Here is a 14,607-nt window from a genome sequence, read left to right on the forward strand (position 1 = left end):
GCGAGGCCGACACGTCCCGCCTACGCGGCCCCCTCGATCGCCCTGCGGACGGCGCGGAGGAGCGACTCGGCCGTGAAGGGCTTCCCCAGCACCGCGGCGCCTGGCCGGACGGCAAACGGGCCGTCGAGGGCGTCGCCCGTGTAGCCGGACATGAAGAGCACCTTCATGTCCGGCCTGAGCTTCACGAGGCGAGCGGCGAGCTCGCCGCCGGACATCTCGGGCATCAGCACGTCGGTGAGCAGGAGGTCGACGCGCCCGCGCTGCGCCTCGCAGACGCGCAGCGCCTCGCGCGGCCCGCGCGCCGTCAGCGTCGTGTAGCCGTTCTGCCCCAGGATCCGGCTCGCGAGCGTGACCACCGCGTCCTCGTCGTCGGTGACGAGCACCGTCCCGCCCTCGCCCGGGCGCGGCGCGGCGCGGCGCGCGTGTACCGCGCGCGCGCGCCGCGAGGACGCCCCGCGCGCGGAGAGCGGCAGGTAGATCTCGACGCGCGTGCCCTGCCCGGGCCGGGAGGCGAGCTCGATGTGGCCGTGCCACTGCTTGACGATCCCGTACACGGTGGCGAGCCCGAGGCCGGTCCCCTTCCCCCTCGGCTTCGTCGTGAAGAACGGCTCGAAGGCGCGCGTCCGCACGTCGTCGCACATCCCGCTGCCGGTGTCGCTCACGACGAGGCGCGCGTACCGGCCGGGCGGGACCGCCGGGTGCGCGTCGCGCAGGCTCCCCGCAGCGCCGACGCGGACCGCGCGCGCCTCGATCGACAGCCGGCCGCCGCCTTGCATCGCGTCGCGCGCGTTCAGCGCGAGGTTCATCACCACCTGCTCGAGCTGCCCCGCGTCCGCCAGCACCCGGCAGGCCGACGGACCGAGCGCGATCGCGAGATCGATGCTGTCGCCGACGGCGGCGCGGAGCGCGCCGTCCATGCCGCGCACGACGTCCCGCAGATCCAGCACGACCGGCTGCGCGAGCCCCCGCCGGCTCACCGTGAGCAGCTGCCGCGTCAGCGACGCGGCCCGCTGCGCGGCGCGCTTGATCTCGGCGAGATCCTTCTGTACCGGGCTCTGCTCGTCGAGCTCCTCTATCACCAGGCTCGTGTAGTTCAGGATGATCGCGAGCAGGTTGTTGTAGTCGTGGGCGATCCCGCCCGCGAGCCGCCCCACCGCTTCCATCTTCTGCGCCTGGCCGAGCCCTTCCGAGAGCTCGCGCCGGCGATCGTCGGTGCAGCGCGCGGAGGAGAGATCGACGATGGCCCCGACCACGAGCCGCTCGCCGCTCGCTTCCGCGATGGTCTCGGTCCTCATCACCCGGACCGCCGATCCATCGCGGCGGGTGAGGAAGCCCTCGACCGCGCCGGCCGGCGGCGGCGTCGTGCCGGCCGCGCCCCCGCCGAGGTGGAGATCGCCCGCCGCGAGCGCCTCCTCCCGCGAGCCATAGCCGAGCAGCCGGGCGAGCACCTCGTTGCAGTCGACGAGGCGGCCGTCGGGCGCGGCGACGTAGAGCCCCGCCGGCGAGCAAGCCGCGAGCAGCGGGCTGTGCGCCACCGGATCCCTCGACGATCGTCCGCTGCTCATCGACGCATGGCCGTGGAGAAAACGTTCCGTCGGAGGGACATCTCCGACAACCAGAACTGAAGCGCGGACTCTCCGTCTTTGCAACGTCGTTCACACCGGCCGCACCGCGAACGTCACTGCAGGGCGGCGCGGCGAGCCGCGCAGCGTGGACGGTGTCTCGTTCTCCACTTCTCTCTTCTCCCCTTCTCCCCTTCTCCCCTTCTCCCCTTCGCTATCCCCCTTCGCTATCCCCCTTCTCTATTGCATCGAACTGGCCTAGACCGCGCCGGGGCTCGAGCGAGCCCGCTGGAGCGCTCCATGTTCTTCCTCGACAGCTCGAACCCGGCCGAGATCAAGGAGCTTTTCTCCTGGGGCGTGCTCGCCGGCGTGACCACGAACCCGCTCATCCTCGCGCGCGACGCGGGCTGCGTCGATCTCGAGCGGCGCATCCGCGAGGTGCTCGCGGCGTCGGCGGGGCCCGTGTCGGTCGAGCTGACGAGCGAGGACGAGGCGGCGATGCTCGACGAGGCCCGCGGCTATCACGCGTGGGCGCCCGAGCGGATCTGCGTCAAGGTGCCGTTCAGCGACGTCGGCCTCAAGGTGACGCACGCCCTCGCGAAGCGCGGCGTGCGCACCAACGTCACGTGCGTGATGAGCTTCAACCAGGCGTACCTCGCGGCGCTCGCCGGCGGCGCGTACGTCTCGATCTTCAGCGGGCGCATCCGCGACATGGGCTACGCCGCGACCCCGGTCATCGAGCGCACGCGCGCGAGGCTCGAGCGCGAGCGGCTGGGCGCCGAGATCATCGTCGGCTCGATCCGCCACCTCATGGACGTGAACGAGGCGCTCGACGCCGGCGCGCACATCGTGACCGTGCCTCCCGCCATCTTGCGGAAGATGCTCCACAACCCGAAGACCGAGGAGACGATCCGCGAATTCAACGCCGCCTGGGAGAAGCGTGCTAAGTAGCCGCGCGTGAACGCCGAGCCCGGCCACGCGCGAGGAGACGGGGAAGACTGGGAGGGCCGCGAAGACCGCGGGCCACGCCCTCTCGGTAACGGGGACGCCCCGGGTCGACGCTCGCCGCCCCGCGCCGCGCCGGAGGCCTTCGCCGGGCGCAAGTACGCGGTCGAAGAGGTGAACCGGGCCCTCGTCGCCGTCGCCGGCCGGCCGCGGACGGTGCTCGACGTCGGCTGCGGGATCGGGCTCAACGGCGCCGCCGTCAAGCGCACGGGCGCGCGCGTGACCGGGATCGATATCGCGCCCGGCTCGCTCGCGCGCGCCGGCGCAGCGCTCGACGAGGTCCTCGCCGCCGACATCACGAGCGACGCCGCCGTGCGCGAGGCGCTCGGCGACCGGCGCTTCGACCTGCTCCTGTTCGCCGACGTCCTCGAGCACACGACCGACCCGCTCGCCGTGCTCTGCCGCTTCCTGCCCCACCTCGAGGAGGACGGCCACGTCATCATCTCGCTCCCCAACGTCGCGGCCTGGCCGGTGCGCCTCGGCCTGCTCGCCGGCCGGTTCGACTACGAGCCGAGCGGCATCCTGGACGACACGCACCTCCGCTTCTTCACCCGCGCGTCGGCGGTCCGGCTCATCGAGCGCGCCGGGCTCGAGGTGCTCCGCGTGGAGCAGAACCCGATGCTCGTCCGGGCCGCCAAGGGGCTCATCCTCCGCGGCCTCGGCGCAGGAGACGACCCCGGCGATCTCGCCAGCTCGCTCCCCTACAAGGCGTATCACGCGCTCGTCCGCCCGCTGGAGGACGTGGTCGCCGACCGCGCGCCCGGCCTCCTCGCGTTCCAGCACGTGATCGTCGCCAGGAAGCCGCCGCGCCCGCGCCGGATGCGGCTCACCGTCGGCATGCTGACCATGGATGAAGAGGAGAGCGTCGGCGCCATGATCGGCGAGATCAGGAAGGCGGCGCCCGACGCGGAGATCCTCTGCGTCGACAGCTCCACGCGGGACAGGACCCCCGAGATCGCGGCCGGCCTCGGGGCGCGCGTGCTCCGGCAGGTGCCGCCCCGCGGCCACGGGCCGGCCATGGAGCTCCTCATGTACAGCGCCGCCGCCCGGAGCGATCTGCTCATCTACCTCGATTGCGACTTCACCTATCCGGCCGAGAACATCCCCGTGCTCAGGCGCCTCATCGAGGAGGAGGGCGCCGACGTGGTGAACTGCGCGCGCACCCGCACGAGGCCGGCGGCCATGCCGGTCCCGAACTACATCGCCAACCGCGCCTTTGCCGCCATGACACACGCGATGCATGGCATCCCGACATCTGACGTCCACAGCGGAATGCGCGCCTACCGCTGCTCGGTGATTCGCGCGTTCGATTTCGACGGTGAGGGCGACGCGTTGCCCATCGACACGCTGCTGTTCCCTGCGAAGTGCGGCTATCGCGTGGTGGAGCTGCCCATCGAGTACAACGAGCGCGTCGGCACCTCGAAGCTGCGCAAGCTGGCCGGCACGGTGTGGACCATGATTCGCCTGCTGCGCGCGCTCCCCGTCGGCGCCCGGCTCGGCGACCGCTACGAGCGCCGCTAGGCGTCACGCCGCGCGGCGACGCGAACGAAGCGCGCCGGGCTCATCGGCGTGTGACGTGAATGTGGCGTTAGCGACGCGGCGCGGCGTCACCTCGACCGCGTGGTCATCGCATTGCCGCCGCTTATACTCCGCACCTTGCGACACCAGAGGAGGCAAGAGATGCGGTTTCTGAAGGGTTTTTGCGTATTAGGTGTGTCCGCGCTGATGGGCGCGGCGGCGGGAGCGGGGTGCGGGGGCGACGACGCCGGCGAGACGAGCTCGAGCTCGAGCTCAGCGGGAGGGACCGGCGGCGGGGCTCCAGGCGACTGCTCGCCGACGAACCCGGTCTGCACGGCTGTCGCTTCCGAGTGCATTGCCGTCCACGACAATCAGGGCGCGACGAAGTTCGGTCTGCGGATGGCGCAGCTGACGATCACGAAGCCCGACGTACTCGCGGTCGGCTATATCGCCCGCCTCGTCGCCGAGGGCCTGACGATGAATCTGCCCGTGTGCAACTTGAATGGCACCGGGACCTTTTCCTGGTTGCTCGAGTTCGACACGGCGACCGGCAAGCTGCGCACCGGCGGCGCGATGCCCACCAGCGACCCGCTCGCGGGCTACTGCTTCGCCAACATGTCTGCAGGCGAGTTCGAGATCGCGCCGAAGGAGCTCGACGCTCCCCTGACTGACGGCGCGTGGAGCGGCGCGTCCGACATCCTGAACGTCCCGATCTTCCTGGACACGGGCGCGGGAGACGCGGCCACCGAGCCGATCGTCCTGCCCATGCACCAGGTGCAGCTCACCGACGCGAAGGTGTCGGCGGACAACAACTGCATCGGACGGTACAACCGCGAGGGGCTCAGCCCGATCGAGGCCTGCCTCCCCGGCCCGGACGGCGATCCCCCTGCGTTCATCAACGGCGGCAAGCTCACCGCGTTCATCACGCTGGAGGAGGTCGACCGGGTGATCATCCCCGGGATCGAGCAGAGCCTCTGTGTCGTGCTCTCGGGCGATATTGGAGAGTACGGCACCGGTGAGACGCCCAATACGTGCAAGCGCGACGAGAACGGCGAGATCGTGCTGAAGGGCGACTGGTGCAGCGCGACGAACTCGGCCGCGACGGACGAGTGCGCCGACGCCTATGCGCTCGGCGGCGAGTATGCCGCGAGCGCCGTCAAGATTACCGGTCTCTGTCCCCAGTAGCGCTTGCGGGCGGCTCTCCGGGGAGCGTACGATCTGTCGTGGCGTCCTGAAGCCCGCGCCCAGCGGGCGCGGCGCTGCGGGTCGTGCTCCCCCGGAGGGTTCCTTATGCCCCGCGTCATCAAGCATTTCTCCGCCATCCTTGTTCTCCTCGTCATCGCCGGATGCGCCGCTTCGGGAGGCGGGTGCGCCGGCTGTGGAATGACCCCCCTCCCCGCCGGCTTCAAGCCCGCGGACCGCATCGAGAACGCCGGCGCGGCGCGGCTCACGCAGTCGGGCGTCGAGTTCCTCGAGCAGAACCTGGGTGTCCTCGGGCGCGCGCTCCTCGGGGGTGGGGACGGTGGAATCATCACCTTCCCGATCCCCCGGTCCTCCGGGTCCGCGCTGGTCGACTACACGGTCTGTCCTGGTGGAGCCGACCCGAACGCGAGCCCGCCGAGGTGCACCGCGGAGATCGACGTGGGGAGCGCGGCGCTTCATCTCGAACCGCGGACCCCGCACAACCTGCGAATCCGGGGGTCTCTGCCGGTGCGCCTGCAGAACCTCCCGATCCTGATCGACTTCCTCGTCACGGACAGCACGGTCATCGCCACCCTCAACGGCAACGACGCGTGCCCGCCCGACGACCAGACCTTCACGAACATCAACCTCGACGTCGAGCTCTCGGTCGAGATCGACGTGAATCCGCAGCACTCGCGGCAGGGCTACTCCCGCGTCAAGATCGTCCGGCTCGGCATCGACGAGGATCAGCTCGAGTCGAGGCTGCAGCTCGACTGCGGCGACTCCGTCGCCGGCGACATCCTCGATTTCTTGAGCCCAATCGTCCTCCCCCTCCTGACCGGCTCGCTCGCTGACACGCTGAAGGCCCAGCTCGACCAGCAGCTCTGTCTGAAGGCGGATCCGACGCAGGACCCGGCCTGCCCCGACGGCACGAACGACATCGGCGGCGTCTGCCGCTACGGCACGCACGCGAACGACGAGTGCGCCTCGATCCTGCTCGGCGTCGAGGGCCACATCGATCTCGGCCGGCTGCTCGCGAGCATCTCCCCGGGCACGCAGGGCGGGTTCGACCTCCTGCTCGCCGGCGGCGGCACGAGCGAGCGGGACGACGGCTCCGATCTCGCGTGGGGCGACCTCAACCCGGTCGGCAACGGGCTCACCCTTGGCCTCTACGGCGGCGCCGAGCCGGTGCCGACATCGAAATGTGTGCCGCTGTCGAACATGGCGCTCCCGGCGGGCATCCCGATTCCCGATGAGCTCGTCGCCAACACCGTCTCCGACTGGCCAGCAGACCTTCCCGGCCCCCACGTCGGTCTCGCGATCTCCGAGCGCTTCGCGAATTATGCCATGAACGGTCTCTACAACAGCGGGCTGCTCTGTCTCGGGATCTCCACGGAGACCGTGCCTCTTCTCAACTCTGGCACGCTGGGGCTGCTGGCCCCCTCCGCAAAAGATCTCGCGCTGCAGCGAGAGTCGCAGCAAGTCGCGGTCGTCATCCGCCCGCAGGCGCCGCCTCGGCTCACGTTTGGCAATGGCACGAACGGAAGCGACGACCCGCTCATCCGCGTCCAGCTGGACCGGGCGAGCTTCGATTTCTACGTCTGGTCGCTCGACAGGTTCATCCGGTTCATGACGGCGACGTTCGACGTGGATGTGCCCATGAACCTCTCGGTCACCCCCGAGGGGCTCACGCCGGTGATCGAGGCGCTCAGGGTCGAGAACGGCGAGGTGACGAACAACGGACTGCTCCGGGAGAACCCCGACAACATCGCGGAGGCGCTGGGCGGCCTCCTCAGCGGTCAGCTCGGGCAGCTGATCGGCGGCGGCATCCCGGCGATCGATCTCGACGGGCCGCTCTCCGCGCTCGGGCTCTCGCTGGTGATCCCGGAGTCGGCCGAGGGCGCGGGCTCCCCCGGCCTGCGGAAGCTCACGAAGGGGCAGGACAACTACCTCGGCATCTTCGCGGCGTTCGGAACGACGGCGCAGCAGCGCTCGCCGAGCAGCGACACCCAGGCCGAGCTGAGCCGCAAGGAGGTGCGCGCCGAGGGGCTCCGCCTGCCCACGATGACCCGCGACAACGGGCCGACGGCGCGGCTCGTCATGAGCTCGCCGCTCGACGACGGCACGCGGGCCGTCGAGTACTCGTACCGCATCGACAGCGGCGTGTGGCGCCCGTTCACGCGCGAGCGCATCGTCGAGCTGCGCGACGAGTGGCTGCGGCTCCCGGGGCGTCACGTGATCTCGGTGCGATCGCGGATCGCGGGCGCTCCCCTGTCGCTGGATCCCACGCCGGCGACCGTCGAGATGGTGGTCGACGTCGATCCGCCGGTCATCGCCATCGGCGCCGCGGTGGACGGCCGGGCGCCGCTCGAGGTGCGCGATCGGGTCTCGGACGCCGCGCGCGCGAAGGTGCGCGTGCGGCTCGACGACGGCGCGTGGTCCCCGTGGTCGACGGCGGCGGAGACGACGTCGGTGGACGCCGGTGACGCCGTCGACATCGAGGTCGAGGCCGTGGACGAGGAGGGGAACCTCGGCACGGCGCGGCAGGCGATCCTCCGCGGCCGGGTCCCCGTCGACCCGTCGGCGGGCTGCGGCTGCGTCATGGCTGGCGGCGCCGGCGAGACGCCGTCGGGCGTCCGCTGGCTCGGCCTCGCCGTCGCGGCGGCGGCCTTGCGGCTCGCGCGGCGCGGCGACCGGGGCCCGTCGCCTCGGCGCCCCGCGCAGCGCGGTGCGCGGGGCGTGAAGGGCGCGCTGGCCGGGGTCGCCGTCATGGCGCTCCTCGGCTCGCACGCCGGATGCTCATGCAGTGAAGAGCCGGAGGAGGTGGAGCCGGGGTGCGTCGCGCCCGACTGCATGACGCTGGAGCACGGGCTCATCGGCGCGTACACCTCGGTCGCGGTCGCCGCCGACAAGCGCACGGTCTGGGTCGCCGGCTACGCGGAGGCCGACTGGCGGAACGCGTTCGCGTGGGGCGACCTCGTGATCGGCACGTGGGACGGCGAGGCGGTCGCGTGGGAGGCGATCGACGGCGTGCCCGCGGAGCCCCCGGTCGACCCGGCCCGGTTCGACGTGAGCGGGTTCCGCGGGGGCCAGACCGACCCCGGCGACGACGTCGGCCTCTGGACGTCGATCGCGGTGGGGCCGGACGGCGAGCCGGCGGTGGCCTACTACGACCGCACGAACCGCGCGCTCAAGTTCGCGCAGCGGCGGGGCGACACGTGGGCGGTGAGCTTCGTGCAGCAGGCGCCGAGCAGCGACATCGGCCGTTACGCGAAGCTGCTCTTCGTGAAGGGGTCGCCCGTCATCGCCTACCTCGCGATGGAGCCGGGCGAGGGCGGTGCGGTCACGTCGAGCGTCCGGATCGCGACCGGCGAGAGCGCCACGCCCGGGGAAGGCGCGTGGCGGTTCGAGGACGTGGCGAAGGACGAGGCGACGCCGTGCCGCGCCTTCCTCTGCGGCGCCGGGGCGAAGTGCATCCGGAGCACGGGGCGCTGCACGACGCCGCTCGCGGCCGGCGACTGCGAGCCGGGGTGCGCCTCCGGGCAGGCGTGCATCGACGACGGCGGCTCGCCGGCGTGCGCAGCGACCTCCGACGGCAACCGGATCGAGACGTACCCCGAGGCGATCGGCGACTACATCGCGATGGCGCCCGACAATGCCGCCGGGTTCGGCCTGGCGTTCTACGATCGCATCCACGGCGACGTGGTGATCGCGTCGAGGTCGATGGGCGCGTGGGAGACCCGCATCGTGGACGGCGCGGCGCCGGACGGGACGGACACGGGCGACGTGGGCATGGGGACGTCGCTGTTCATCGATCGCGCCGGCGACTGGCACCTCGCCTACGCGGACGGCCGCTCGGAGGGGCTGCGGTACGCTCGGGTGAAGGGAGGCACGGAGGTCGAGCCCTCCGAGGTGGCGGACGACGGGCTCGGGATCGAGGGCGTCCCCTTCGAGGACGGGCAGCACCTCATCGGCGACGACGCGAACGTGTTCGTGACGGCGGCCGGGGAGGTGCGCATCAGCTACCAGGACGCGACGAGCGGGACCCTGCGGCTCGCGATCGGGACGAAGAGCGGCGACGGCCACAGCTGGCTCATCCAGGAGATCGAGCAGGAGGGGCTCGCGGGCGCCTTCTCGCGCATCGTGGAGGTGGACGGGCGGCTGCTCATCGCGAACTGGTGGCGCGTCGGCGGACAGACCACGAAGGGAGACGTGGCGCTCGTCACCCCCTGAAGCGCGCGCCGGAGCGCGAGCGCCTGGGCCGCGAGACGACAGGATCACCGCGTGCGGCGTCCCCCTGGAGCGCTCGGCCGACGGATCGCCGTTGAGCAGGCGATCCGCCGACTGGGTATGCTCCCGGGTCGGCGCGGCCAGGGCGCGGGTGCGTCTTCTGCGAGGATCTGCAGGCAGAGCGAAGCGTCACAGGAAAGGCTTGGGACGATGAGAGCGACGGAACGAACGAGCAGCAACGCGGTGAGCAACGCATCCCCTGCGCCGTCCGGTGGAGCGCAGGACCAGGCCGGCGCGCCCGCGCAGCGCGCCGCGCGGCGGCGGATCGGCGTCCCGTTCTCGCTGTGGCTGTTTCCCGCCGCGTCGGCCGTCGCGGCGCTGCACCTCGCCGGGTGCTGGCCGCTGTCCTACGCCGAGGATTGCAAGGAAGACTCGAGGTACTGCCCCCCCGAAACGACGGGCGGCGGCGAAGGCCCTGGCCCCACGTGCGAGCCGGACCCGACCCAGGATGCGAGCACGGTGGTGGACCGGTGCGCGGTGTTCGCGAGCGCGGGCGCGGCGTCCGGAGGAGATGGGACGAAGGCCAGGCCGTACGCGTCGCTCTCGGAGGCGCTCGCGAACGCGAACGGCAAGCGGGTGCTGGCGTGCTCGAGCGGAGTATTCGAGGAGAGCGTCACGGTCAGGGCGGCCGTCGAGGTGATCGGCGGCTTCGACTGCGGCGCAGGCTGGACGTGGAGCCCGGCGGCGCGGAGCGCCATCGGCGGGCCCGGGAACAAGGTGACGCTCACGCTGACGGAGGACGCGGGCGGGACGCGGGTGCGGAGCTTCACGATCAGCGCGGCCAACGCGACGGCTCCGGGCGGATCGTCGATCGGCGTGGCGGTCGCGGACATCGACGCGCAGCTCGAGCAGGTCGACGTGATCGCGGGGAACGGGGTGAACGGCGCGAGCGGCGAGACGCCGGAGGTCGTGCAGGATGGCGCGGACGCGCTGGAGGACGTCTCGAGCGCGTGCCTCGTGGCGGTCTACAGCGGCCAGCCCGGCGTAACGACGTGCGCGGACGGCGAGACGAGCGGCGGCGCCGGCGGCCTGGGTGGACAGCCCGCTGTAGATGAAGGGCGCGGGCAGACCGGCAGCGACGGCGCGCCTGGTGCGGCCTCCCCGCCCGCATCCGGCATCGGCGGCATCGGACACGGGCAGACGGGAGAGACGGGAGAGACGGTGGAGTGCAGGGACGGCGCGAGCGGCGCGAGGGGCGCCTCTGGCGGCGCTGGTACAGCTGGCAACGGCACCACGCTGACGCTGGCCAGCATCACCGGAGGTGACGGCGGCACAGGCGTCGGCGGGACGCGCGGTCAAGGCGGAGGTGGAGGAGGCGGCGCGAAAGCAGGACGTTTCTGCATGTCCAGCGGGGGTAGCTACATCGACGGCGCGGGCGCCAGCGGCGGCGGCGGCGGGGCCGGCGGCTGCGGTGGAACGGGAGGCGGCGGTGGCAAGGCCGGCGGGTCGAGCATCGGGATCCTCAGCCTGGGGACCAAGCTGGCGCTGACCGATGTGACCATCGCCGTCGGCAAGGCGGGCCATGGAGGTGAGGGCGGAGGTGGAAGCCCCGGCGGCGAGGGCGGCATGGGGGGCAAAGGGGGGAGTCGCGTCTCCGGCGCTGGCTCGCTCGCGGGTTGCATGGGTGGCAAGGGCGGTGCGGGCGGCGATGGCGGCCCTGGCGGCGGCGGCCGAGGCGGCCACGCGGTGGGCATCGCCTACCAGGTCACGCCGAGCCCCGCGGCCACCGAGGTGCCGTTCACTGGAGGCACGGCTGGCAACGGCGGTTCCGCCGGTCTCGGTGGCTCCCCCGGAAGCGACGGCGCGGCCGGGGTGAGCGGCGCCTGCTGGGATTTCGCCACGAACCAGAGCTGCCCGCAGCCGTGATCGGCGCCGCCGCGCCGTCAGGCGCTCAGCGACATCGCGCCGATCTCCGCCGTCGCCGGGCCGCTCACGCGCGCGCGCTCCGCGGCCACGAGATCGAGGAGCTCTTGCCGGGTCGCCTGCCCGCTGTCGAGCAACGCGCGCATCGCGCCGTCGACGCAGCCCTTCACCCGCGCCAGGCGGGGAGCGCTCTCCCCGCCCTCCCGCGCGGTCAGCATGTCGTGCAGCATCCGCCTGAGCCCCGCCATCGCTTCGGTCTTCGAGCGCATCGCCATCACCTCGCCCGATCGGGCTAGCGGAGGCGGCGCGACCCGGCCAAGTTTCAGACGCGCGGCAGCTTGCCCAGCGCGAGGTCCGCAGCGTCGCGCTCGATCCCCGCGAGCGCGACCCCAGGGCCCTTCCGTGGGACGAGCACCACGCGGCAGCGGCCGCGCGTCGCCGTCTCCAGGTGCGACAGCCCGAAGTCGAGCGCCGCGCCGAAGGCGAAGACGAGCGCGCCCATGCCGAGCAGCTCCGGGGAGCCCGCGCGCGCGCCGTCGACGAGCAGCGACACGCCCAGGTACGTCCCCAGCCCCAGTGCGACGAGCCCCGCGTAGAGGGCGAGCCGCGGGTAGCGCACCTCGCGCGTCGCCCGGAGGAGCGCCTCGACCGGGATGTACGTCTCCCGCTCCTTCAGCGTCCGGCCGAACAGCTCGGTCCGGCTCCGGACGGTCACGCCCTTCGGGCCGACCTCCAGCGCGGCGGGCCGGCGGTACCGCAGAAGGAACCGCCCGGCGAGCCGGAGGACGTGCATCACGAGCAGGATCCCCGTCGCCGCCAGCAGCACGAGCGCCACCGGCCCGCGCGGCGGCGGTGACAGCTCGCCCGCGAGCCGCGCCGTCACCCCGCCGTCGCGCTCCGGCGCCCATCTCTCGTCCCCGGTCGCCCCGGCGCCCTCCTGCGCGGCCCCGCTGGCGCTCGGCGCGCGGCTCGGCCGCCTGCCGGGCGACAGCGCGTCGCGCAGCAGCGAGCGCACGATCGGATCGCGCACGTCGTCCACCAGCGCCGCGGCCTCGGCGCGCGCGTCGGGCGAGGCGCTCCCCCGCAGCGCCGCCGCGGCGATGATCGCGCCCGCCCGGCCGAGCTGCGGCAGCGCGCCCTGGTCAGCGCGCCGGACCAGCGCGGCGATCGACCGCCAGAGGCCCGCAGCGCGGTCGCCCAGCGCGGCGTCCAGCGCGGTCAGCGCGTCGACGGAGGTGTACGTCGCCAGCCAGACGAGCGCCTCGGCGACGCGGCCCTCCGCCTCCGGCCCGTCGGGCGGCGAGAGCGCGACCCCGCGCGCGAGCAGCGTGGCCAGGAGCACACGGGTCGCGCTCCCCGCGCCCTCGCTCGTGCCGCGCTCGAGCGCCCGGACCACGTTGCCGAACCGGGTCTCCGCGTCGGCGACCGACAGGCCCGCCCGGTCGACGAGCTCCGCGAGGCCGCCCTCCAGGGTCGTCCGCCGCTCGTCCGCGGCGGCAAAGGCCGCGGTGTGGACGACCCGCGCGAGGTCGTCGCCGCGGGGGTGTCCGGCAAGCTCATCGAGCACGGCGTACGGAGAGTGTTCGGGCGTCATCGGCGCGGGCTGGTCGGATTAACTGAACGCCGCCGCTTTGGCTAGTGTTCCGCGCGGCCCGGGCCGCGCTCCGCCCCGGCACGGCCCCCCTGACCCCGGCGCGGCCGCCTTCGCCCCGGCGCGGCCGCTCTCGCCCCGCGCGCTACGGCTTCCGCGCGCCGCCCTGCTCCAGGAGCGCCTTCTCCACGAAGCCCATGATCAGCTTGAGCTGCCGGTTCGTGACGTGGAGCTTCGACCAGATGACCTTCCCGTCGGTGTTGAAGGCGATCTCATCCACCACATCGATCCTCGTGATCCCCAGGTCGATGGTCCGGATCGCGTTCAAGGTCTTCGTGAGCTCCTGCGCGTGAACCAGCGCATCTTCAGCGGATTCATCGCCCGCCGTGAGGGCGAGGTCCGCGCCCCCGTCCTTGGTCGGCGTGACGGTGAGGCGCATCCAGGCGAGGCTGCGCGGGACCGCCTGGACCCCGCGGAACGCGTTCGCGGGCGTGAGCATCGAGATGACGATGCCTGCTGCTGAAGATTTGTTGAATCCTTTCATGGACTTCAACTTGGACAGCTGATCTTCTTCAGCAGCGGGAAGGACCACGAGCAGCCGCCGGTCCGGGACCATCGCGAAGATGCGCTTGCTGCGGTCGGCGGTGGCCCGGGCGGCGGGGACGGGGGCGTCTTCGATCCACGAGCCGTTCGACCGCTGCACGATGACATCGACGGCCGCGCGCATGGTCTCCTCGGGCGCCCGGTAGTCCATGACGGCGACGACCTTGCTGGAGTCGCGGAGTTGCGGCCCGGCGATGAGGAGGTGGTCGATGTCCCGGATCGGGTCGACGGCGGTGTCGCTGAAGAAGGACTGCCACTGGGGGATGGTCGTCAGGATCCGGCCGAACCACGCGCCGAGCTCGTGGTTGCGGAGCCGGTCGCCGGCGATGAGCACCTGGACGTTCGGGTCCTTCGACGCGAGCTTGCCCGGCGCGCCCGCCGCGCTCAGCGGGGTCCGCAGGTTCGGGTGGTCGCCGTCGTTCTCCGTGCCCCCATCGCCAGACGCGTCCGGGCCTGCGTCGCCCGGCGGCTTCCGGCGCGGCCGTTCGGGCGCGCCCGCGTCCGGCGCCTCCGGCGAGGCGCTCGCCGACGCGGCGGGCGGCGTCGCGGGCGACGGCGTCGCGGGCGACGGCGTCGCCGGCGCTGCGGCGCCCGCCCCGGAAGGCGCCCCCTCGCCGCCGCTCGCGGAGGGCGCCGCCGCGACCGCGCTGGGGTCGTCCGCGAGGAGATCGAGATCGATCGGCACGATCGTCTCGCCGACGTCGTAGTCGGCCAGCTCGCCCCGGAGCGCGAACATCGCGTCGAGCCACGCGAACAGCGGGGTCGGGAGCAGGGGCAGGTGCAGGAGCGCCGCGACGACGGCCGCGGTGACGAGCGCCCGCCTGGATGCGGCGCGAACGAGCGGGACGACCGCGGTGCCACGGCCCACGCGCTGGACCTCCGTCGTGTTGTTCAAGCCACGCCCCGGGGTCCGTTCCGCCACGGCGGTACCCTAGCAGCAGCCGTCCGAACGGCATCCATGCCCCGGAGCGCGCCCGCGCCGCGCGTCGCGGC

The 14,607-nt window shown here is 72.7% G+C and carries 9 protein-coding genes; 5 read left to right on the plus strand and 4 right to left on the minus strand.

From position 1 onward, the window contains the following. Positions 1-20 precede the first annotated feature (20 nt). On the minus strand, positions 21-1,565 hold the full coding sequence (locus tag WME73_RS20485; RefSeq protein WP_437916818.1) for an ATP-binding protein: 1,545 nt from the start codon (positions 1,563-1,565) through the stop codon (positions 21-23). A gap of 297 nt (positions 1,566-1,862) precedes the next feature. Between WME73_RS20485 and WME73_RS20490 the strand changes: the two genes are divergently transcribed. The 5 genes from WME73_RS20490 (at position 1,863) to WME73_RS20510 (ending at position 11,423) form a co-directional block, all read left to right on the plus strand. Further along, positions 1,863-2,513: a transaldolase family protein gene (locus WME73_RS20490; RefSeq protein WP_437747098.1), complete on the plus strand. Its 651-nt coding sequence runs from the start codon at positions 1,863-1,865 to the stop codon at positions 2,511-2,513. A gap of 6 nt (positions 2,514-2,519) precedes the next feature. Then, entirely contained in the window at positions 2,520-4,088 is a 1,569-nt protein-coding gene (locus WME73_RS20495; RefSeq protein WP_437916819.1) for a methyltransferase domain-containing protein, read from the plus strand. Positions 4,089-4,247: 159 nt separating this feature from the next. Further along, positions 4,248-5,270, plus strand: coding sequence for a hypothetical protein (locus tag WME73_RS20500; RefSeq protein WP_437916820.1), 1,023 nt, complete (start codon positions 4,248-4,250; stop codon positions 5,268-5,270). Positions 5,271-5,375: 105 nt separating this feature from the next. Further along, positions 5,376-9,500: a hypothetical protein gene (locus WME73_RS20505; protein ID WP_437916821.1), complete on the plus strand. Its 4,125-nt coding sequence runs from the start codon at positions 5,376-5,378 to the stop codon at positions 9,498-9,500. A gap of 207 nt (positions 9,501-9,707) precedes the next feature. Further along, positions 9,708-11,423, plus strand: a complete 1,716-nt coding sequence (locus WME73_RS20510; protein ID WP_437916822.1) for a hypothetical protein — start codon at positions 9,708-9,710, stop codon at positions 11,421-11,423. A 17-nt stretch (positions 11,424-11,440) separates the two neighbouring features. On the opposite strand, the gene WME73_RS20515 is transcribed toward WME73_RS20510, so the two are convergent. The 3 genes from WME73_RS20515 to WME73_RS20525 form a co-directional block, all read right to left on the minus strand. Further along, a complete protein-coding gene (locus WME73_RS20515; RefSeq protein ID WP_437747103.1) occupies positions 11,441-11,689 on the minus strand; it encodes a hypothetical protein in 249 nt (82 codons plus the stop codon). 53 nt (positions 11,690-11,742) lie between these two features. Continuing rightward, entirely contained in the window at positions 11,743-13,014 is a 1,272-nt protein-coding gene (locus WME73_RS20520) for a hypothetical protein (RefSeq protein WP_437916823.1), read from the minus strand. Between the two features lie 142 nt (positions 13,015-13,156). Beyond that, positions 13,157-14,536: a hypothetical protein gene (locus WME73_RS20525; protein WP_437916824.1), complete on the minus strand. Its 1,380-nt coding sequence runs from the start codon at positions 14,534-14,536 to the stop codon at positions 13,157-13,159. Between the last annotated feature and the right edge of the window lie 71 nt (positions 14,537-14,607).

This window comes from Sorangium sp. So ce302 (genome assembly GCF_051530145.1).
Lineage (GTDB): Bacteria > Myxococcota_A > Polyangia > Polyangiales > Polyangiaceae > Sorangium > Sorangium cellulosum_B.